At 33.0% G+C, this 23,276-nt stretch carries 13 protein-coding genes; 4 read left to right on the top strand and 9 right to left on the bottom strand.

What is annotated here, in order from left to right:
- Positions 1–64 precede the first annotated feature (64 nt).
- The 5 genes from AB3G33_RS15790 to AB3G33_RS15810 all read right to left on the bottom strand — a co-directional run bounded on the left by AB3G33_RS15790 (position 65) and on the right by AB3G33_RS15810 (position 7,732).
- The gene (locus tag AB3G33_RS15790; RefSeq protein WP_367771412.1) at positions 65–1,090 is read right to left on the bottom strand and encodes a hypothetical protein; all 1,026 of its coding nucleotides are present in this window, start codon (positions 1,088–1,090) and stop codon (positions 65–67) included.
- 56 nt (positions 1,091–1,146) lie between these two features.
- Entirely contained in the window at positions 1,147–2,367 is a 1,221-nt protein-coding gene (locus AB3G33_RS15795; protein WP_367771415.1) for a hypothetical protein, read from the bottom strand.
- Positions 2,368–2,420: 53 nt separating this feature from the next.
- Positions 2,421–3,215 (bottom strand): hypothetical protein, encoded by a 795-nt coding sequence (locus tag AB3G33_RS15800; protein WP_367771418.1) that lies wholly within the window; start codon positions 3,213–3,215, stop codon positions 2,421–2,423.
- A 314-nt stretch (positions 3,216–3,529) separates the two neighbouring features.
- The gene (locus AB3G33_RS15805; protein WP_367771421.1) at positions 3,530–4,606 is read right to left on the bottom strand and encodes a hypothetical protein; all 1,077 of its coding nucleotides are present in this window, start codon (positions 4,604–4,606) and stop codon (positions 3,530–3,532) included.
- A 936-nt stretch (positions 4,607–5,542) separates the two neighbouring features.
- Positions 5,543–7,732: a glutamine synthetase III gene (locus AB3G33_RS15810; RefSeq protein ID WP_367771424.1), complete on the bottom strand. Its 2,190-nt coding sequence runs from the start codon at positions 7,730–7,732 to the stop codon at positions 5,543–5,545.
- Between the two features lie 233 nt (positions 7,733–7,965).
- Between AB3G33_RS15810 and AB3G33_RS15815 the strand changes: the two genes are divergently transcribed.
- Together AB3G33_RS15815 and AB3G33_RS15820 are read left to right on the top strand one after the other, a co-directional pair.
- Complete coding sequence (locus tag AB3G33_RS15815; RefSeq protein ID WP_367754563.1) at positions 7,966–8,979, top strand: glutamine synthetase beta-grasp domain-containing protein; 1,014 nt, start codon at positions 7,966–7,968, stop codon at positions 8,977–8,979.
- Positions 8,980–9,111: 132 nt separating this feature from the next.
- Positions 9,112–10,065, top strand: coding sequence for a TerC family protein (locus tag AB3G33_RS15820; RefSeq protein WP_367771427.1), 954 nt, complete (start codon positions 9,112–9,114; stop codon positions 10,063–10,065).
- Between the two features lie 97 nt (positions 10,066–10,162).
- Here the strand turns inward: AB3G33_RS15820 and AB3G33_RS15825 are convergent, their stop codons facing one another.
- The 4 genes from AB3G33_RS15825 to AB3G33_RS15840 all read right to left on the bottom strand — a co-directional run bounded on the left by AB3G33_RS15825 (position 10,163) and on the right by AB3G33_RS15840 (position 20,341).
- Positions 10,163–10,693: a hypothetical protein gene (locus AB3G33_RS15825; protein ID WP_367771429.1), complete on the bottom strand. Its 531-nt coding sequence runs from the start codon at positions 10,691–10,693 to the stop codon at positions 10,163–10,165.
- 154 nt (positions 10,694–10,847) lie between these two features.
- A complete protein-coding gene (locus AB3G33_RS15830; protein ID WP_367754568.1) occupies positions 10,848–11,348 on the bottom strand; it encodes a hypothetical protein in 501 nt (166 codons plus the stop codon).
- A 717-nt stretch (positions 11,349–12,065) separates the two neighbouring features.
- Positions 12,066–14,507 (bottom strand): Ig-like domain-containing protein, encoded by a 2,442-nt coding sequence (locus tag AB3G33_RS15835; protein WP_367771432.1) that lies wholly within the window; start codon positions 14,505–14,507, stop codon positions 12,066–12,068.
- A gap of 302 nt (positions 14,508–14,809) precedes the next feature.
- Positions 14,810–20,341: a hypothetical protein gene (locus AB3G33_RS15840; protein ID WP_367771435.1), complete on the bottom strand. Its 5,532-nt coding sequence runs from the start codon at positions 20,339–20,341 to the stop codon at positions 14,810–14,812.
- Positions 20,342–20,754: 413 nt separating this feature from the next.
- Here AB3G33_RS15840 and AB3G33_RS15845 point away from each other — a divergent pair, with 413 nt between their 5' ends.
- Together AB3G33_RS15845 and AB3G33_RS15850 are read left to right on the top strand one after the other, a co-directional pair.
- Positions 20,755–21,003 carry a hypothetical protein gene (locus AB3G33_RS15845; protein ID WP_367771438.1) on the top strand — a complete coding sequence of 83 codons (249 nt, stop codon included), beginning with the start codon at positions 20,755–20,757 and terminating at the stop codon, positions 21,001–21,003.
- Between the two features lie 1,015 nt (positions 21,004–22,018).
- Positions 22,019–23,143 (top strand): SDR family oxidoreductase, encoded by a 1,125-nt coding sequence (locus tag AB3G33_RS15850; RefSeq protein ID WP_367771440.1) that lies wholly within the window; start codon positions 22,019–22,021, stop codon positions 23,141–23,143.
- Positions 23,144–23,276 lie beyond the last annotated feature (133 nt).

Here is a 23,276-nt window from a genome sequence, read left to right on the forward strand (position 1 = left end):
TGAAATTGTTCTATCTAAAAACAATTCCATCAGTATACTATTAGTATCTAATTCAAAACGCTCCTTAATTTGATTGTACTACATTAGAAATATTACTACCCCCATTTTGATTAACATAACTTGTATGTAAATCTCCAGTTTGAATAGTTGCAGCAAAATTTAAATCTCCATTAAACTGGTAAATCTCTGATCTATTTGAGTCTCCATTTTGCATTGAACTTGCTTCATTTTCATCACCATAATATTGTTGAATAAACGAATAGTTAACCGCTCCATTTTGATTAATTGCAGCTTCATTAGAATCACCATATTGATCGGTATAACTTGAATTATTATCTCCAACAACGTTAATTGAAGCATTATTAAAACCCCCATGTTGATAACTCCATGAAGTGTTACTGTTCCCGTTTTGACTTAAATCTGCATTATTTGCATCGCCATATTGAGATGTAATAGAGTAATTAAAATCTCCAATTTGATCATGCTTTGCAAAATTCGAATCCACATATTGATACGAATAGGACCTATTACTATTTCCTACTTGATTTTGTGAAGTAGAATTATTTGAACCTCCTACATCCCATGCGCCTTGCGAAGCTTCGGCAGTATTTGAGTCCCCTATTTGAGTTTGTTTAGCGCTATTATTACCGCCTACAGTTGCATATTTATGCGTACTCCCATCCAACCAATCTATATAGAAATACTTATTTTGATGCACTGATGCCCTATTGCTATTTCCTTCTTGAACTTGAGAGGAAGAATTGACTGCACTTCCTTGCTCAGCATACGAATTATTAAAACTACCAGTTTGATCTTGAACGGCTAAATGCCCAGTTCCTATTTGGTCAATTTTAGCACTATTTGAATCTCCTTTTTGATCTTGATCTGCATTGTTTAAAGTGCCTAACTGAAATACATCTCCAGCATTAGCGCTACCATTTTGCAACACATCCGAAGTATTAGACAATCCTGTTTGAAGTACTACACCATTATTTGCAACTCCTATTTGATCCACTTTGCTTTCATTTCCTTGAGCAGTTACTATAGTTCCAATTAACAGTAAAGAGATACTTACAATTATTTTTTTCATAATTAATTCATTTTATAAAGGGATAGCAAAAAAGCTACCCCTTAATCTATTATAAATTAATTTGATTGTGTTACATTAGAGATATTACTATTCCCAATTTGACTAACTGTACTCATATGAGACATCCCTGATTGACTAGTTGTTGCTATATTTAAATCCCCTAATTGCAAAATACTTGACACATTAGAATTTCCATTTTGCATTGAAGTAGCCCTATTATTATCACCAGTTTGATCCGATATTGATTCATTCGAATTTCCTACTTGACTTTCATAAGATGTATTTCTATCACCATGTTGTATAGCGATTGCAAAATTAGAATCACCCAGTTGAACTTGTGTAGCATCACCATTAGAAGCATCACCAAAAATTCCTTGACCTATACCAGCAATATTACCATTACCAGTTTGAGTTTGTCTTGCTTCATTAGATCCACCAATTGATGAATCGTTTTGATAAACAACTGCCAAGTTAGAATTACCCAATTGATATTGATCAGACCAGTTCCCATTATCCCCTTGCGTAGCAAAAGCGATATTACTTACCCCATTCTGTGTTTGAATTGCAGAATGATCAGCTCCAACTTGATAAATTACAGCTCCATTTAATGAACCTGTTTGTTTTTGTTTTGCCGTGTTATCTTCTCCATATTGATTAATTAAAGCATTATTCAAGCTTCCATTTTGATCTTGTTTTCCATAGTTATCATCTCCTGCTTGGGTAATAAAAGCTATATTCCCTGCTGAGTGATTTGGACCAGAACTTTGATCTTGATACGCTTTGTTTTTATCCCCTACTTGCACAACAGTAGCAAGATTATTATCATACAATTGTTTTTGCTCAGAAATATTTTTGTTACCAGTTTGTGTCGCTGTAGCAACATTATTTTCGGCATTTCCAGCACCTTGGCTAATAATTGCTTTGTTTTTATCACCCAATTGTGTCACTGTACCTTTATTTAAATCTCCATCTTGTTTTACGTTTGATGTGTTTTTATTTCCAGTCTGTTTAACAGTAGCATCATTGCTCACACCACTAATTGGAGAAACTGACCCAAGTTGTTTTACTATTGAACTATTTTCTTGCCCAAGTTGGTTAACATCCGAAGTATTCGTTGTTCCTTTTTGCGAAACATCAGAGATATTCGACAATCCAGCTTGAACCACTAAGGCATCATTTGCTGTTCCCGTTTGATTTACTGTACTTCCATTACTCTGTGCAACAGCGACAGAACCTACTAACAGTATCGCGGAGATGCTTAAAATTACTTTTTTCATGATTTTTATTTTTTATAAAGGGATAACATTTTAATATTATCCCCTATTAAGTTTTAATTTGATTGTGTTACGTTAGAAATATTACTAGCTCCGTTTTGGTTAACATTGCTAGAATGCATATCTCCTGTTTGGGTAGTTGCAGCAAAGTTAAAATCACCTCCATATTGTCCAATATAAGATTGATTTGAATCTCCATCTTGAATTGAAAAAGCTTCATTAGAATCACTACTTTGATAAACTGTAGAGTTGTTGAAGTTTCCTGTTTGTGTAGTTTCGGCTAAATTAAAATCAGCACTAAAATATTGATCAACGTGCGAATAGTTTGAATCTCCTGTTTGAATTTGCGCAATCTCATTAGAATTCCCTGGACTTGAAGTACCACTACCAGAATAACTGTTTTGATGTGCATAGGCAGTATTACCATTTCCTACTTGTGCAGTATTAATGATATTATCATTCCCATTTTGCCAAGAATCAGAGTAGTTACTATTCCCTTCTTGAGTTGTACGAGAAAAGTTAGTATCCCCATTAACACCTACAACAGCATTGTTTAAGTTACCTATTTGATTTGTTCCACTGTCATTTGAAGAACCCACTTGACTAATCCACGCACTGTTAGAGTCTCCTAATTGATCCATATCGGCAATGTTAGTAGCGCCTAACTGAATAACATCTCCGTTATTAGAGTTACCATTTTGCATTACATCAGATGCATTAGACATACCAGTTTGACTAACCATTGCGTCATTAGCCGTTCCTGTTTGATTCACAGTACTCCCATTACTTTGTGCAACTGCAGCTGCACTTACTAGTAGCATCGCTGAGATGCTTAAAATTACTTTTTTCATAATAAATATATTTAATTGGTTATTAATACAAGTTATCATGTAGGTTTTAAAAATGATTTGGGAAAAATTTTTAAAAAGAAATACTATAGCATAGTGCTATTTATTTCTAAATAGTTGAGCATATTTTATTTAAAAAATCTGCGCTTTTTAATCAAAATATAAACTTTAAGGAAATTCAAATTAATTATTTTAAAAGAATAAATCAGTATCTTTAAGTATTATAGTAATATCAATACAATAGCTACTATTAGAATTAAAAAATTGTTCTTAAAAAGAAGGGATAGTTATATAACTATCCCTTAATTAGATTTGCATTAATTTGATTGTGTAACATTAGAAATATTACTCGCACCGTTTTGATTAACATAACTATTATGCATATCTCCTGTTTGAGAAGTTGCAGCATAATTCATATTACCACCATACTGCGATATACCTGATTGATTTGAATCTCCGTTTTGAATAGAAAAAGCTTCATTTGAATCAGTTACTTGATAAACTGTAGAATTATTGTAATTTCCATCTTGTGTAGTTTCAGCTAAATTAAAGCTAGAAGTACCTCCATATTGGTCAACATGAATGTAATTTGAATTCCCAGTTTGAATTTGAACAATCTCATTAGAATCACCAATTTGATGTGCATAAGCAACATTACTATCTCCATGTTGAGTAGTTAAAATGCTATTATCATTCCCTATTTGCCATTCATCAGAAAAGTTACCGTTACCAAATTGTTCAGCCCATGAATAATTTCTATCACCAACTACACTAGTAGCATACGCTCCATTATTATCCCCTTGGTCTTGATTACTTCCATTACTATTCTCATTTCCTACTTGGCTAACACTAGAATAATTATTTCCACCATGTTGATACATACCAGATTGATTATCATTACCTTGCTGAGACTGTATAGTAGTACTAGTACTTGCTCCATTAGAATACCCTTGCAAACTACTTGCATTATTACGATCCCCTATTTGAGTTTGAGTAGCAACATTATTACCTCCAGCACCATATAAATCAGCAAGATATACATTTTGATGTGCTCTAGCATAATTAGAGTTCCCATCTTGCACTTGAGTTATTGAATTGCTTTCATTCGCTTGCTCTGCAAATGCATCATTAGAAACCCCAGTTTGATCGATCGACGCCATATGACTTGTTCCCAATTGATCAATTTTAGCAATGTTAGTAGCTCCTAGTTGCGCAACATTAGCATCATTACTTGCACCATTTTGTAGTACATTAGACCCATTTGACAAACCTGTTTGAGCTACTAAGGCGTCATTTGACGTTCCCGTTTGATTCACTGTACTTCCGTTACTTTGCGCAACTGCGGCTGCACCTACTAGCAGCATCGCGGAGATGCTTAAAATTACTTTTTTCATAAAAATATATTTAATTGGTTATTATACAAGTTATCAAGTAGGATTTAAAAATGATTTGGGAATAATTTTTAAAAATGAAATAGAGCTAAATTGTTAAATTTAATTTACACAAATCTAGGTCTTGAATGCTTATTAAAAAACAGGTATAAATACCCGATTCGTAAAATATTAACGTTTTACACGTTAAAGAGTTGATTTATTCGATGAACTACACTTCATAATGAATAATTTACAATAAAACCCTAATAAGTTAATATGCAAACCTATTATAATACTTACAAACTATTATTTCACATCATTTATTCGCTAAATGTCTACTACTAATTACTATTTAATAATGAAACACATTGATGATGAAAAATTGTAAAAACAACATCCTAAATTATTGTTGCCAAATTATCTTTCTTACATTCCTTTATGCAACAGCTGAGCCGTCTATTAACAACATCTCAGAGCAACTTAAAACTAATTTTATTCAAAATACGTTCAAGTTATTATTACTTCAAGTTATTGATTAGATTTACAAAAGGATTTACGAATCATTTTTACAAAAAGGAACACAAGATTAGTGCGCCATTTCCTCTTAGAATTTGTAAGGTATTCTTTAACAAACCGGAATCAATACTTTTTTCGTCAAAATGTAAACATACCCGACTAAATACATATTTAAATTACTATATGATAAAAAATTAGATAAAAAACACTCTAATTATTAAAAAATATCATAATAACGAACCTCAATTTCAACATTATTTTATTCCTTAAAAATTTTATCTCATCTTTTATCCTTTTTATAAAATCCAAAAAAAACAATAACACATCATAACTTCATCTAATCAAGATTAAAACACCTTTAACCGATAATGGAATACCCCAACGCAAAAAAAAAGCCTATCCAAAAGGATAGGCTTTTACTTGAAATAATAGAATTACTTATTATTTTGTAAATAACAATTCTCTGTATTTAGTTAAAGTCCAAAGTTCATTATCAACTAAAAGTTCTAGTTTATCACAATGCTCACGGATTATTTCAAAGTAAGGTTTTACTTTGTCACAATACGCTTCAGCCATTTCTTGAGCATCAGTCAATACGTTTGCTTTTTTTCTTTCGTTTGTCATAGCAAGTACTTTTGAATTGATTCCTTCAATATGTTTTGAAATTTCTTTGATAATGATAATTTGCTCTTTAGCAATTGTTTCAAAATCAGATCCAAAAATATCTTTCAATCCTTTTACATTTTCGATTAACGTATTTTGGTAACGAATTGCAGTTGGAATTACATGATTTGTTGAAATATCACCTAAAACTCTACCTTCAATTTGAATTTTCTTAGTGTACTCTTCTAATTCAATTTCGTAACGTGCTTCTACTTCGACATGGTTCATAATACCCATTTCCGAAAATAAATCTAAAGCTTGTTTTGATGCTCTAGCTTTTAATGCTTGTGGTGTTGTTTTAAAATTACTCAACCCTCTTTTTGCAGCTTCTTTTTCCCAAGCTTCACTATACCCATCCCCTTCAAAAAGGATTTTTTTAGAATGCTTGATATATTCTCTTAACACATTGAAGATAGCATCATCTTTCTTCATGTCTTTTGTTTCAATTAATAAATCAACTTCCTTTTTAAAGTCTTTTAATTGTTTTGCAACAATCGTATTTAAAGTGGTCATTGCATTTGAACAGTTTGCTGTAGAACCTACTGCTCTGAACTCAAATTTATTTCCTGTAAAAGCAAAAGGCGATGTTCTATTTCTATCGGTATTATCAAGAATTACTTCTGGAATTTTCCCCACAACATTTAATTTTAAATCTGTTTTTTCTTCAGGAGATAATTTTCCTGTAGTCACCCCTTCTAATTCAGCTAATACTTTAGTCAACTGTGCTCCAATGAAAACAGAAATAATTGCTGGTGGTGCTTCATTAGCTCCTAACCTATGGTCATTACTTGCCGTAGCAATTGCAGCTCTTAACAAAGCTTCGTGATCATTAACCGCTTTAATCGTATTTATAAAGAAAGCTAAAAACTGTAAGTTAGTCATAGGGGTTTTACTAGGGCTCAATAAATTAACTCCAGTATCAGTTGCTAAAGACCAGTTATTATGTTTTCCAGAACCATTAACTCCTTTAAACGGTTTTTCATGTAGCAATACTTTTAAATCATGACGTTCAGCCACTTTTTGCATTACATCCATCAATAAACAGTTGTGATCTACTGCAAGATTAGTTTCTTCAAAAATTGGAGCAAACTCAAATTGGTTTGGCGCTACCTCATTATGACGTGTTTTTACTGGTATACCCAATAACATACATTCTTGTTCTAAATCTCTCATGTACGTTAATGCACGAGTAGGAATAGAACCAAAATAATGATCATCTAGTTGTTGCCCTTTTGCCGAAGTATGTCCTAGCAAAGTTCTTCCTGTCATCATAAGATCTGGACGAGATTTCGCCAATGATCTATCAATTAAGAAATATTCCTGCTCCCATCCAAGTGTAGCAGTAACCTTCTTAACATTTTTATCAAAATATTTACATACATCAGTAGCCGCTTCATCAATTGCAGACAATGCTCTTAATAAAGGAATTTTATTATCTAATGCTTCTCCAGTGTAAGAAATAAATACAGTAGGAATGCACAAAGTAGTACCGTATATAAATGCAGGTGATGTAGGATCCCAAGCAGTATATCCTCTTGCCTCAAATGTATTTCTAATTCCCCCATTTGGAAAACTAGAAGCATCTGGTTCTTGTTGTACTAATTGAGCTCCACCAAATTTCTCTACTGGATCACTACCATCGTATGATGTTTCAAAAAAGGCATCATGCTTTTCAGCAGTTGCGCCTGTAAGTGGCTGAAACCAGTGTGTATAATGAGTCACTCCTTTTGCCAGAGCCCACTCTTTCATACCCATTGCTATGTAATCTGCTAATTTTCTATCTATCTTAGTTCCATGCTGAACAGCACCTTGGACACCTTTAAATGCATCCGAAGTCAAATACTGCTTCATTGCCTTATCATTAAACACATTTGAACCGAAAATAGCAGATTTTCTTCCTGATTCTTCAAATTGAACTGGTTTTCTTGTAGAAGCTTCTCTCAAAGCTTGGAAACGAATTGTTGACATAATTTTTTTTTACAAAGATAACAAATACTAAGGAAAAAACCCAGATATCAGGATGAATAAAGCTCAAAAATAACCTCTTAAATTGATAATTTAAAAATTCAACCCTATAAAAAATAGGGTTTTCGTAAAAATAATAGGAATGAATACAAAAGCCCCCCCATATTTTTAACCGAATTAAAAACATCTTTATATTTGCATGAAAATTAAAACAACCAACAAAAAATTATATTATTATGGCTAAAATAAAATTAGAATATATCTGGTTAGACGGATATGAACCTACACAAAATCTTAGAAGTAAAACTAAAGTTGAAATACATGAAGATTTTCAAGGTACATTAGAAGAGATAGGAAACTGGTCTTTTGATGGTTCATCTACAAGACAAGCTGAAGGAGGATCTTCTGACTGTTTATTAGTACCTGTTGCCATTTACCCTGATCCTACTCGCATAAATGGATATTTAGTAATGACTGAAGTTATGAATCCTGATGGTACAGCACACCCTTCAAATGGTAGAGCTACTATTGATGATGATGGTGATTTCTGGTTTGGATTTGAACAAGAGTATTTCATCATGGATACTAAAACTTTATTACCACTTGGATTCCCAATTGGTGGATATCCTGCTCCACAAGGAATGTACTACTGTTCAGTAGGTGGAAAAAACACTCATGGTAGAGATTTAGTTGAAGAGCATGCTGATTTATGTATTGCTGCAGGACTTAATTTTGAAGGTATCAACCAAGAAGTTGCTTGTGGACAATGGGAGTTTCAATTGTTTGCTAAAGGTGCAAAAATAGCTGGTGATGAAATCTGGATTGCTAGATACTTACTTGATCGTTTAACTGAAAAATATGGTTACTATATTGAATACCACCCAAAACCACTTGGTGACACAGACTGGAATGGTTCTGGAATGCATGCCAACTTCTCTAATGAAGTATTGAGAACTTGTGGTTCTCGTGAAACTTACGAAAAAATATGTGAAGCTTTCAGACCTGTAACTGCTGAACACATTGCAGTTTACGGAGCATATAATGACCAACGTTTAACTGGTAAGCATGAAACTGCTTCTATCCATGATTTCTCTTTCGGAATTTCAGATAGAGGAGCTTCAATCAGAATCCCATTAATCACTGTTCAAAAAGGATGGAAAGGTTGGTTAGAAGACAGAAGACCAGCTTCAAACGGAGACCCATACAAAATTGCTGCTAGAATTATTAAAACAGTTAAATCTGTTTTGTAATTTAAGTTTATAAATATAAAAGTGCCATTGCTAACAATGGCACTTTTTTTATACCCGTCAATTAATATCCTCTTACCTCAAATATTTATTGAAGTTAAAAAGTATCTTTGTAAATCTAAATGAAAACTATTTATGATTGTCTGGATTTCTTTCTTTATAATAGTGCTAATAATTCTTATTTTAGACTTAGGTGTTTTTAATAAAACGCCACATATTATCAGTACGAAAGAAGCTACTAAGTGGACATCAATTTGGGTAACTATTTCCTTTTTATTTTCAGGTGTTATCTATTGGATCTATAATAACAATTACATTTCAAACCCCGATGAACTAAAGCCAATAGGAGCAGCCATAAAATTCATAACAGGCTACTTAATTGAATTATCTTTAAGTGTAGACAACATATTTGTAATTGCCATTATCTTCTCCGCTTTCAAAATACCAAAAAAATACCAACACAGAGTTTTATTTTGGGGGATTTTGGGAGCAATTGTATTTAGAGGAATAATGATTTATTTTGGAGTTTTACTCATCAATAAATTCTCATGGACCACTTATGTTTTTGGAGCTTTCCTTTTTTACACAGCGGTCAAAATGCTTTTCACTAGTGACGAGGAACAATTTGAACCAAAGAAATCATTGGTTTTCAAAATGATAAAAAAAATCATTCCAATTACTACACATATTGATGGCGAACATTTTTTTGTAAAAAGAAAATACATTAGAGCCGCAACTCCACTTTTTGTAGCATTAATAGTTATTGAAATAATGGATGTTGTCTTTGCCTTAGATAGTGTACCTGCAATATTAGCCATAACTAGTGATCCCTTTTTAGTATTTAGTTCAAATATTTTTGCCATCTTAGGATTGCGTTCCATGTATTTCTTTTTAGCTAACATGCTGGAAAAATTCAGTTATTTAGAATTTAGTCTTATTGCCATTTTAAGTTTTGTAGGACTTAAAATGCTCCTTCATGATTTTATAGAAATTCCTGAATGGGCTTCCTTAGCTTTTATTGCATTGGCTCTTTTCGCTGGAATTGTAATTTCATTACGAATGAGTAAAATTAATAATATTAAAGATTAATTTAATTCGCTGCGTGAAATTCAATTTATACTATTCGTTTTAACCACATAAAAAAGGGAGACTAAACAGTCTCCCTTTTTTATAAAATATATTATTTTTAGAAATTAATTTGTTGCACTTGACTTTCATTTATATTTAAAGCAGCCATAACATCAGCATAATTATTTTTATTTACTGACGCCGAAAAACTTCCTGGAACTATTACCACTCTAAACGTCTGATTATTTATATAAGATGGCGTTAAACTCAAATCATAGTTACCTCCTGCATAAATTGTGAAGTCTTCTTTACTAAAATCAAAATCATAATCTAGTTCTCCTTGTGGTAAAAAAAGAGTTCTTGGTATCAATTGCCAAATTGGTGTTGTAGAATCAATTGTTCCAGTCATTCTATAAATCAAAATAACATCCGAAGAATATATTTGAGGATTTAAAGCTCTATATATAGTATAGCCATCTGTAGCATTATAAGCAAAATTCACATTCTTAAGCTCAAAAACTTCAGAAATCAGACCATCTGCTCCATTTTGCCCATCCAAACCATCATAACCTGGAGGCCCCTGTGGTCCTGAACAACTTGAAATTACAATCATTCCAATAACTGCCAAAAGTGTACTTATCTTTTTCATAACTATTTTTTTTTAAAAAGGTTGCTTTATTAATCCTACGGTTCTTCATTGAACCAAATTTAATTTCTAAATAACTAATTTACAATTAATTATTTATTTAAAATTTCAAAAAAGGAAATCTTTCGACTTCCTTTTTATACTTTACTATTCAAAGTTAGAAGTTTATTTTCTGAATTTGACTCTCTTTTAGATTTAAAGCCGTAATAACATCCGAATAACTATTTTTGTTAATTGAAGTTGCATAATTTGCGGGTACAATCACAATTCTTAAAACTTGATTTATTCTGAATTCGGCAGTTACATTTTGTAAATTAGATCCTATCATATAAATATCGACGTCAGTATTCGTATAATCATATTTATACCCAAAATTCAAACTACCATCATTATAATAATGTGTTTCGGGCAATAATTCCCATATATCACCTTGTGAATTAGCTCCCGATAGTCGATAAACTAAAACTACATCCGAAGAATAAATTCTAGGGTTAAAAGTTACCAGTTTACCAAAATTATTGGTTGAATTAAACGAAGTGGTTATTTCAAACACTTCACTTGTAGTCGTTGTAGGTGCTATTTCAAAACTACCTGATGTGGTACAACTTTGCAAGGTTAACAATCCTGCAATAGCTAAAAGTGTAATTATCTTTTTCATGATTTCATTTTTTTATAGATTCTTATTTACATCTATTCATGAACTGTGCCAAAAATTTATTTGGATAACAAATACAAATTTGAAATACAGATGAAAAATTAAATTTATTTATAGTAATGCTTGGGTGCAGCACAGAAAAAACAATTATAAAGCAACACATTTTTTTTTCAAATTGAAAAGTTTTAGAATATTTAATCCTAAAAATGATTGCCTTTTATCCCAAAACTAAAGGAGAAACTCATAGTTGTCCTCTGCGCAAAATAAATAAACTATATGATGCTGTAGTTGCAATCATTGCTAAAGAAAAAGCTGAAATTACTACTTCATGTAAATTATTATATATTAATCTAATGGAATAATATATTAAATGAGTTTGCAAAATACTACTCTAAATTCTTACTGTTTCTAAAAGCTGAGTACCAGTTATAAAAAATCCAAAACTAGCACTTTCTACAAATATTATGATGTAAGTGAGCAGCTTCCATAGATAAATAAGTTTGATATGAATGTATCTGATCTAGCAGACCAATTGAATTCCTGATTCAAAGACAACTACTCTTTAAAAATTACTAAAACTGTAACTGATATAAAATAGATTAAATTATATATTAAGTATTTGAAATTAAAAAAGCAAACTGCTTTATAAACCTGAATTATACAAATGAAAAAAGCATCCGTTTTGGTGGATGCTTTTTAGTAAAACTTTTACTATTTAATCTATTTGGAAGAAATTACTTTTTTAGAACTACTCTCTCTATCAGTAGTCAACTTCACAATATACACTTGTTCTTTCATTTTACTTGCATTTAAATCTAGTGTAATTTCTTTGTTTAAATAACTATTGGTGTCTTTTTTTGAAAGTACCAAAATACCTTGTGCATTGAATACTTCAATCTTCACATCCGATACGTAATCAAAATTGTATTTGATTGTTAGCTGGTCTTTAATAGGAACAGGAAAAGCCTCAAAACTTGATTTTGTAGTCACCTTGTTTGTCAATACCTCTTTTGGAACAACTGGTTCAGCTGATTTAAGAGCTAACACTACTCCACAGGTAGTTAAACCAGAACCGCAACCATTGACTGAAACAGAAACCTTATAGCCCGAACCCGCAGGTATATTACTAAATATAACGGGGGAGACTGCTGTCCCTATGTAAGTTGTTGCTGTAGTAAGCCCTACGATACCTACAATGGCATTTCCTTCTTTATTCAATACAGTATAAGTAGCTCCATTGATTACACCGGACAGAGTAATACTAAAAGTGGTTTGATCGCAAGTAGGAGCTGTGTATGAAACACTTGGCGGAGATGGATTTGCTATTACCGTTACTGTAGCTGTTTTTTGACAACCATTACTATCCGTATATGTGATAATAGAAGTACCTGCTGACACACCTGTTACCAAACCTGTAGTACTTACAGTAGCAACACTTGGAGTGGCGGACACCCAGGCATTTGAAATAGCTGGAGTGCCAGATCCGGTCAACTGTGTTGTAAAACCTACACACATACTAAGAGTTCCTGTAATAGTGGGCAATGCATTTACCGTAACCGTAGCCGTTTTTTGACATCCATTGTTATTGGTATAAGTAATGACTGATGAACCTGCTGACACTCCTGTTACCAAACCTGCAGCGCTAACAGTAGCTACACTTGGCGTAGCAGACACCCAAGGATTAGATCCTGCTGCAGTAACTGACCCTGTCAACTGTGTAGTAGAACCTATACATATACTAAGAGTACCGGTTATCGTAGGTAATGCATTCACCATAATTTTAATCGATCCGGTGCAACTACCATCGGCACTACTATAATTGATAGTTTTCTCCCCAGCACCACCAGAATTAGAGGGTGTAAAATAATAGGGACCGCTACCACTTACACCAGGCCCACTAAAAGTACCTCCGCTGGGTGTAGCCGATAGAAGATAAGCTGTTGTATCATCTGCGCATTTAGCCGCAATAGGAGTAATATCTGTACTACCAAAATCAAAATCCACAGGAATAGGGGTTATAAAATCTTTAAGTGCAGCAGTCGAAGCTGCAGAAGCTTTTGTTTTAACCCATAATGTTTTTATTTTTAGACCACTACAACTAGCTCCCCCTCCCCCAAGTACCTGATTTAGAAGATAAGTCACATTGACAGCTGCTTCTACAAATGCATATTGTTGGTACGTATTCGTTCCAAATGCAGAATAAGGTACATTCAATTCAGCACCCGCTCTGTTAGTTTCGGCAAATGCATTAGCGCCCAAAGCTGCCAAAGTTACCAATTCATAAGACCACTTGGTTCCACTCTGTTTCCACTGGTAAATATATACAATCGGTTTTGAACCCCCATTGGTATACTCCATGGAAATGATTATATCGTCTTTTGTTCTACCGCCGCCATTTGCCTTACTCGCCAATGGAGTTCCTGTAAAAGTTCCATTATCATTTTGAACAACGGTACCTTGCAATAATTCAAAATCTATATAACTGGTTCCATTAGTAGACTGACGGTCTCCGGAAATAAAGATCCACTGGTTGTTACTAGCGTCACGAGACACATGATACAGGGCATTATCAATATCGTTTTTATCTGGCGCTGAGTTTGTAAACCATTTTAAATCTGACACATAATCGTTAAATTTGCTTCCATTTGTAAAAACATCGTCATTAGAACCATAAGGCTCCTCTGTATCAACACGACCGCTTGTTTGAGCCGTAGCAGGTGCCAAAATATCACCCGCATTATCAAAGACAGAACCACCTGAACCTGAACCTGAAGCTCCGGGATACCAATCGCCCTGATTAGCGGTGAAGGGAGTGGGACTAATTGGCGTATTAGCTCTTAACCCTCCATCAATGGCGAATCCTCCCGATGGTGGGTTTACATCGGCAAACTGCCCATAAATTTGTGAAGAAAAACCCAGGAAACTAATTAAAATCAATGTCACCAAGTTTCTAAAAGAAAGTAGAAATCCATCATATCCTGATTTTGAAATGCTATTACGTGAAGTCTTTTTTGTAAGATTTAAATTCTGAAATCTAGAATTTAAATAAGAAAAATTAGGAATCAGAAAACCTAATGTGACCATACTATCTTTCGTTAAAAAAAAACTATTCACTTTACGGGATAAAAATTCGAAAAAATTCGAAATTGTAAAATTTTTCATGATAATAAAGTTTTAATACCATAAATTATTTAAAAGCAGGAAACTAGTGGACTTGGGAAAGAAAAACTTGCAGAAAAACAAAACATCTTCAATAAATGGATTTATGAAGTAGTCCATCATCAAAAAGAAATTATATTGTAAAGAGCAATAATGGATTCTTTTATCTATCGAGTAGTCATTTTTATAAAACAACTTAAATTTTAAAAAAATATAAATAAACCCCGAAAGTGTACTTTCGGGGTTTAATCTTAATGATCTAATCCTTCTCTATATTTTATAGAATTAGATGGTTATTAATACTACTATTGTGAAGACATTACTTTTTTAGAGCTGCTTCCTCTATCAGTAGTCAGTTTTACAATAAAAACTTGCTCTTGACCTTTATTTATATTTAAGTCAAGTACTACGTTTTTGTTTAAAAAACTATTAGTATCTCTTTTAGAATACACCAAGTTTCCTTGTGTATTAAATACTTCAATTTTAACATCTGATTGATAATCGAAACCGTATTTAATGGTTAATTGATCTTTAAAAGGAACTGGACTAGCAGTAAAACCTGCGATTTCAGTTTGTGTAACTTTAGATGTTAAACTAAGTACTGGACAATTCAATGGCGCAACATTATAACCTACGAATATTCTACATTCATCAAAAGCATTATTAAGTAAATCTTCTAATCCTGCAATTGCTGAAAGAGAAAGACCGTTTGTTGATCCTCCACCTAATGCTTGGTTTGCTAAATCAAACAATCCTTGAACTGTAGGGTTACCTCCTAAGGCAGTAACAACATTGCTAGGAATAGTGTAATATTTATATTCATTATTCACTGTTCCGTCTAGATTACAAGTGCGTTCTTTTGCTATTTCTGATCCACAGCCTCCTTGAGGAACTGCAACAGCTAAAGTTCCTGCTTGCAAGGTAAAGTTACCAAGGTTACTATTGATTCCTATATTAAGACCTAGTGCAATGGTTTGAGCCAATAAAGTATTATTGATTCTACCATTTTTCAAGTAGCTAGAAGGCAAACTATTTATTTCATAGTTACCTGCTGATAAAACATAGCTACCTCCTCCTCCAGGCATTACAGAGATAAGAGCATTTATATCGGTCATATTATTCATAATATAAACAGAATGACCTAGTGTACCAATAGTCATTTTACCTCCATAAGAAGTCAATGCTTTAGCAATTAGCTCTTTTGTTGAGTATGAAATACCTTCGACACATGATTTACCTCCTACATTTCCATAATATCCTTGAGTATACGTACAGATCGCTTTAACACAAATTTGAGTTGTAACCAAAGCATCATCCGTAGCTGTACAACCATTGGCTGGATCAGTAACAGTGAGTGTATAAGTACCATCAGCATCAACTATTGGGCTCGCTGTATCAGCTCCCGAAACAATATGACCTCCATTACTAGCAGTCCACAAGAATGTAGCTCCTATTGTTGTAGAAGATCCTGACAATCCTACAGTGGTGTTGCCGCACAAAATTTGAGCATCAGCACCTGCATTTGCATTTGGTAGCGTATTGTTAACCGTTACAGTAACATCATCCGTAGCTGTACATCCAGATGTAGTATGTGTTTTTGTTACGGTATAAGTAGTAGTTACAGAAGGATTCACCATTGGGTTAGCACTTGTAGAAGTAAATCCTACTGGTGAAGATACCCAAGAATAAGTATATCCTGCTGCCGCTACTTCTCCTATTAAACCACCTGATACATTAATCAAACAGTTTTTAGTGAAGTCGGCTCCTGCAACAGCTACAACTGTTGGTTTATTTACCGTTACAGTCACATCATCTGTATCTGTACAACCAGATAAAGTATGTGTTTTTGTTACGGTATAAGTAGTAGTAACTGATGGATTCACAAATGGGTTTGCACTTGTAGAAGTAAATCCTACTGGTGAAGATACCCAAGAATAAGTATATCCTGCTACCGCTACTTCTCCTATTGAACCACCTGATACATTAATCAAACAGTTTTTAGTGAAGTCGGCTCCCGCATTCGCTGTTACATCTGGTTTATTAACCGTTACAGTAACATCATCCGTATCTGTACAACCAGATGTAGTATGTGTTTTTGTTACGGTATAAGTAGTAGTTACAGAAGGATTCACCATTGGGTTAGCACTTGTAGAAGTAAATCCTACTGGTGAAGATACCCAAGAATAAGTATATCCTGCTACCGCTGCTTCTCCTATTGAACCACCTGATACATTGATCAAACAGTTTTTAGTGAAGTCATCTCCTGCAACAGCTACAACTGTTGGTTTATTTACCGTTACAGTCACATCATCTGTATCTGTACAACCAGATAAAGTTTGTGTTTTTGTTACGGTATAAGTAGTAGTAACTGATGGATTCACAAATGGGTTTGCACTTGTAGAAGTAAATCCTACTGGTGAAGATACCCAAGAATAAGTATATCCTGCTACCGCTACTTCTCCTATCGAACCACCTGATACATTAATCAAACAGTTTTTAGTAAAGTCGGCTCCCGCATTCGCTGTTACATCTGGTTTATTAACCGTTACTGTTACATCATCTGTATCTGTACAACCAGATGTAGTATGTGTTTTTGTTACGGTATAAGTAGTAGTTACAGAAGGATTCACCATTGGGTTAGCACTTGTAGAAGTAAATCCTACTGGTGAAGATACCCAAGAATAAGTATATCCTGCTGCCGCTGCTTCTCCTATTAAACCACCTGATACATTAATCAAACAGTTTTTAGTGAAGTCGGCTCCTGCAACAGCTACAACTGTTGGTTTATTTACCGTTACAGTCACATCATCTGTATCTGTACAACCAGATAAAGTATGTGTTTTTGTTACGGTATAAGTAGTAGTAACTGATGGATTCACAAATGGGTTTGCACTTGTAGAAGTAAATCCTACTGGTGAAGATACCCAAGAATAAGTATATCCTGCTACCGCTACTTCTCCTATTGAACCACCTGATACATTAATCAAACAGTTTTTAGTGAAGTCGGCTCCCGCATTCGCTGTTACATCTGGTTTATTAACCGTTACAGTAACATCATCCGTATCTGTACAACCAGATGTAGTATGTGTTTTTGTTACGGTATAAGTAGTAGTTACAGAAGGATTCACCATTGGGTTAGCACTTGTAGAAGTAAATCCTACTGGTGAAGATACCCAAGAATAAGTATATCCTGCTGCCGCTGCTTCTCCTATTGAACCACCTGATACATTGATCAAACAGTTTTTAGTGAAGTCGGCTCCTGCAACAGCTACAACTGTTGGTTTATTTACCGTTACAGTCACATCATCTGTATCTGTACAACCAGATAAAGTTTGTGTTTTTGTTACGGTATAAGTAGTAGTAACTGATGGATTCACAAATGGGTTTGCACTTGTAGAAGTAAATCCTACTGGAGAAGATACCCAAGAATAAGTATATCCTGCTACCGCTACTTCTCCTATTGAACCACCTGATACATTAATCAAACAGTTTTTAGTGAAGTCGGCTCCCGCATTCGCTGTTACATCTGGTTTATTAACCGTTACTGTTACATCATCTGTATCTGTACAACCAGATGTAGTATGTGTTTTTGTTACGGTATAAGTAGTAGTTACAGAAGGATTCACCATTGGGTTAGCACTTGTAGAAGTAAATCCTACTGGTGAAGATACCCAAGAATAAGTATATCCTGCTGCCGCTGCTTCTCCTATTAAACCACCTGATACATTGATCAAACAGTTTTTAGTGAAGTCATCTCCTGCAACAGCTACAACTGTTGGTTTATTTACCGTTACTGTAACATCATCTGTATTTGTACAACCAGATAAAGTATGTGTTTTTGTTACGGTATAAGTAGTAGTAACTGATGGATTCACAAATGGGTTTGCACTTGTAGAAGTAAATCCTACTGGTGAAGATACCCAAGAATAAGTATATCCTGCTACCGCAACCTCGCCTATAGAACCACCTGATACATTAATCAAACAGTTTTTAGTAAAGTCGGCTCCCGCATTCGCTGTTACATCTGGTTTATTAACCGTTACTGTTACATCATCTGTATCTGTACAACCAGATGTAGTATGTGTTTTTGTTACGGTATAAGTAGTAGTTACAGAAGGATTCACCATTGGGTTAGCACTTGTAGAAGTAAATCCTACTGGTGAAGACACCCAAGAATAAGTATATCCTGCTGCCGCTGCTTCTCCTATTGAACCTCCTGATGTATTAATCAGACAGTTTTTAGTGAAGTCATCTCCTGCCACAGCTACAACTGTTGGTTTATTCACTGTTACAATCACTTCATCAGTATCACTACAACTTGTACCTGTTTTAGTTTTAGTAACAGTATATGTAGTGTTTACTAATGGATTTGCGATTGGATTTGCAATATTTGTTACAGATAATCCTTCAGCTGGGCTCCATGAATAGGTAAATCCAGCTTGTGGAGTTTCTCCTATTTCTTTACCATCAGGATTGCTAATACATGTTTTAGTAAAATCAGCTCCAGCAAAAGCTTTTGGAGTAAAATCCAAATCTAATTGAATTGGTCTTCCAGGGAAATCTTTTAATTCAGATTGACTTGAGTTTCCTGAACTTCTAGTTCTAATAAACAAGGTACTTATCGTAAAGCATTCACTACTTGTGGCTTTAAATACCTGAGTCAAATTTATACCACCTTCAGCCCATTGATTTGGTGCATAAGAACCTGTAGCTCCACTTCCATAAACATCAAAAGGTACATCAGTAGTTGAAGTATTATTAGTGCAAAAAATATTTCCTTTAATTCCTGGAACTGAATAGTTAACACCATCAAAAACAACTACGTATTCAAAACCACCGCCTGCTTTTTCAGACCATTTTTGAATTACGACAGTAGCATCACCACCACCCTGAGTAAACTCAATAGTAATTAACAAATCGCCTAAGGTACGACCACCATCTGTTCCCTCAGATATAAAGCTACCACTTCCACCAGTAATTGGTGCTGTATTAATTAAGGGATCGATCACTCCAGGATTGGGTAGTGCTCCAGTTATAGTTAAGCGTTTTTGTAAAAACTCAAAATCGATATAACTACTACCATTAGTTACCTGACGGTCACCCGCAAAAAGGCACCACAAATCTTTAGAATTTCCTGTAATAGGAAAACTAAAGCTTGTACCATTAGTGCTTATTCCTCCATCCATACCATCTTTTCCATAACTAAAATGAGCACCACAATTTTGAATTTCATTTTTGTTCGGTGAAGATCCTGGACCCCAAGTATACGTATTTGGGTTATCATTTATTTTATTGGAACTCGTGAATATCGTTGGATCATTTTGAAACGGATCCTTTAGAAAAAAGGTAACTGGAACAGGATCAATTGTTCCAGGATAAAGAAGACTTCCATCTGCAAGGTTAAGTATCCCATGGTTAGTGCCATCAATAGGATAGTATTCTTGAGGATTGGTACCTGGAATGGGTTTACCACTTAAATAATTTTTTCTATCAAACAAATCTCCAACATTTAAGTAGATGGAACTGGTACCAGTAGGTTCATGAGCCCAACCATCACCGTCAATTCCATCACCTAATAATGGATATTGTACAGGTACAACCCCTTTAATAGACTGTGCATTTGTCGTATATCCCGTCACTAAAATTGCCACTAAAATAAGTGGCATAGCAAACCACTGGCGCCAAAAGTAGGACCAGTAATCCGAAATAAAATCAATAGCTCTTCTCTCCTTAAATTTTAAAAAATTTAATTTAGAAACTGTTTTTTTCGATATAAAGAAACTCATTACTTCATTAGACAAAACATCGAAAAAATTCGAAATTGTATTCTTTTTCATAATAATAGTATTTTTATGCCATACGTTATATTAAGTAGGATATTGAAAGAATGGGGGAATCAAATGTCTAAACATCATCTTCATAGCTGATTATGAAGTGTACCATCATCCAAAGGAGTAATGTAATTCAAACATGAAATACAATCAACCTCTAGCAATATTTGCGTCACTTTTTGCAAATGACTTTTAAAATTATGAGTAACAAATAGGTTCTATCAAATGTTTTCAAACTTGGGGAGAAAACTAGTTAAAAATCAAAATAACTTCAGAATTTATATTCTTGAAGTTTTCCATCATTTAAAGAAATTATTAAACAATAAAACAGCATCCTTTTACAAACCAAATATTTATTAATTAATAAAAATTGAAAACTTAGTTTAAAAAATTGAAAATGAAGACTGATAAAAGCTTCTATGCTTGATATAGAAACTTGCAAAAAAATAAAATCCAAAAAATTGATTCTCAAAGTTTCATTTTCTTTAAAAGCACTTTTGGAAAAAATCGTAATAATGCTTTCTTTGGTGTTTAAAAGCTACTTTAAATTACAACCTATCCCGAATTATTTGTTAATCAAAGTTAAAGGATTAACTAAAAAAAGGGAAGAAAAGGCGGTAAAACAAGACCAAATTCTATTTTTAACGATGAGGAACATTGTTCGTTAAGAAAAGCATTACATCAATAAAATATTAATAAAAAACTACTGGTTAACTTATTGTTTATCAATACATTATGAATAATATTACATAAATTTTGTTAAACATAAATTCGTGTTAAACTTCTAAAAAATAATCTAACATATTCTTATTCACTTGATTTTTATATTGATTTTTCCATAAAAAAATTAGAAAAATTTTTCATAATCTTAAATTAAAAAAAAGCAACACACTTTTTTAAATTTCCAAATAAGTGTTCAAAATTTTAACATAATTATTCATTTGAAAAATGGAGGCAAACAAAAAACAATAAAAAAGACATTTTTACTAAAAAGAGAAATCACTTTACGAACATAAACACATCAATAAACATTCTTGTAAAAATTTGAATCTACAGCTACAAAATAAACTTCATAACACTTTGAAAATCAACAACATAATACAAAATCGTTTTTAATTGATTCTTTTTTAAATAAAAAAGAATTAGTCTAATAATATGTCATTCCATTATTAACAAGTTTATTGTACTAATATCTTCATAAAAAGGATTCATTCAGTTCCCGTATTAATCTGCTTAATACAATTCCAAAAACAGTTTAAATAATTCCTTTTATTTATAGTTATGTTATCCAAATTTGTTTTTTTATAGTTCTAACTTTTCAAAAAAAACTTCCTCTTCTTATGAGGCTCCTTAAAGCACTGTATTTATTTTTTGGCTTATTGATTAGTAAAATAAGTTCCTTCAAAAGCTTCAATTGTTGCAATTGTTTATTTTTTGCATAAAATACAACCAGTATTATTTAGTTGCAAAACAAATTATTCATTGTTTTGAATTTAAAAACACTCCTTTTTTTTAACATAACAAAAAATATGCTTAACTTTAAGTTCCCTTAGTCGTAAATAAAAAACACACAACTAGCTGTACAACAAATACTTAGTAGCTAAAATATTACTTTTTTATTTCTACAGTTTTTCCTCTTATTTTATTAATTGAATTTAGATTACAATTAAAAAAACACTTACGATGAAAATAATACTTACAGGTGCAACGGGAGTTTTGGGTTCACAAATCATGTATGAAATCCTTGAACTATTTATACGAGATTCAATTAATGGAAAACTTTTATTGATTTCTAGAAGCAAAGGAAAAAAGTCTGCATTAGACCGCATCAATAAATTACTTTCCAGTAGTTACACTCCAAAAATATTAAAAGACCAAGGGCTTGAAAAGCTAGATCAATACATCGAAATTATTGATACCGATTTAGATTCGGTACAAGAAAACTTTTCTAGTAAAATTGATGGTGCTTATTTCATCCATTCGGCTGGTTACGTTAATTTATCAACAGACGAAGAACACCGAGAAAAAATATTTGACGAAAACACTAAAATCACCAAAGTCATTTTAAACAATTTTCATCATTCCATAAAAAAATTCATTTATATAGGCACTGCTTTTTCCTCAGGAGAACGTACTGGAATTGTAGAAAATGATTTTCACAATCTTGATTTCATTCCCCAACATCGCAACGCATACGAAAATGCCAAATTTTATTCGGAGAACTTTGTTGCAAAACGATGTAAAGACTTAGGATTGCCTTTTCAAATACTGCGTCCAAGTGTTATTTGTGGACGATTAATGGATGACGAAAACAAATATTTCGTTTCCAAATACATGGTTTTCTATCTCTTGGCTAAATTTTTCTATCTTGCTGCTCAAAGAACAACCGAACAGGAAAATGTACGTTTTATGATCAATGAAAAAACAGGTTTAAATATAATTCCTGTAGATTATGTAGCCAAAATAATTGTTTCCGTTTTCAGGAGAGATGACATTCAACAACTCAATATTGTAAGCCATAAAAGTTTAAATCTGGTCAAAGGGTTAGAATTAATTATGGATGAAATGGGCTATAAAAATTATACTATAATAAAAAATGCTCCCCATTTTGAGTACCAAAATACCACCGAAAAATTATATTACGAAAGTATTGGTAAGCACCTCAAACCCTATTTAGTGACTAGTGCCAAACAATTTAACACTACCTTATTGAATTCTATTCTAGAAATTCCAGTACTCGATGATGAAACATTTACACAACTCATTCGATATGCGAAATTGCACAAATTCAAAGATGTAAATATCTAATTTCGTTTTCTAATAATTACTTTCAAAAGTAAAACAAAATAAAAAAGACCTTCCTCCCGAAGATTCGGAACTGAAAGGTCTTTCTAATTTTTAATCTGTTCCACAAAAAAGGCAGAACTGCGATTCATCTCTT

The organism is Flavobacterium sp. WC2421 (assembly GCF_040822115.1).
Lineage (GTDB): Bacteria > Bacteroidota > Bacteroidia > Flavobacteriales > Flavobacteriaceae > Flavobacterium.

Coding starts and splice junctions, on each gene's coding strand:
- AB3G33_RS15810 (WP_367771424.1), bottom strand. CDS start 7,732: ATGTCAACAATTCGTTTCCAAGCTTTGAGAGAAGCTTCTACAAGAAAA.
- AB3G33_RS15815 (WP_367754563.1), top strand. CDS start 7,966: ATGGCTAAAATAAAATTAGAATATATCTGGTTAGACGGATATGAACCT.
- AB3G33_RS15820 (WP_367771427.1), top strand. CDS start 9,112: ATGATTGTCTGGATTTCTTTCTTTATAATAGTGCTAATAATTCTTATT.
- AB3G33_RS15800 (WP_367771418.1), bottom strand. CDS start 3,215: ATGAAAAAAGTAATTTTAAGCATCTCAGCGATGCTACTAGTAAGTGCA.
- AB3G33_RS15830 (WP_367754568.1), bottom strand. CDS start 11,348: ATGAAAAAGATAATTACACTTTTAGCTATTGCAGGATTGTTAACCTTG.
- AB3G33_RS15825 (WP_367771429.1), bottom strand. CDS start 10,693: ATGAAAAAGATAAGTACACTTTTGGCAGTTATTGGAATGATTGTAATT.
- AB3G33_RS15790 (WP_367771412.1), bottom strand. CDS start 1,090: ATGAAAAAAATAATTGTAAGTATCTCTTTACTGTTAATTGGAACTATA.
- AB3G33_RS15835 (WP_367771432.1), bottom strand. CDS start 14,507: ATGAAAAATTTTACAATTTCGAATTTTTTCGAATTTTTATCCCGTAAA.
- AB3G33_RS15805 (WP_367771421.1), bottom strand. CDS start 4,606: ATGAAAAAAGTAATTTTAAGCATCTCCGCGATGCTGCTAGTAGGTGCA.
- AB3G33_RS15845 (WP_367771438.1), top strand. CDS start 20,755: ATGCTTGATATAGAAACTTGCAAAAAAATAAAATCCAAAAAATTGATT.
- AB3G33_RS15850 (WP_367771440.1), top strand. CDS start 22,019: ATGAAAATAATACTTACAGGTGCAACGGGAGTTTTGGGTTCACAAATC.
- AB3G33_RS15840 (WP_367771435.1), bottom strand. CDS start 20,341: ATGAAAAAGAATACAATTTCGAATTTTTTCGATGTTTTGTCTAATGAA.
- AB3G33_RS15795 (WP_367771415.1), bottom strand. CDS start 2,367: ATGAAAAAAGTAATTTTAAGCATCTCCGCGATACTGTTAGTAGGTTCT.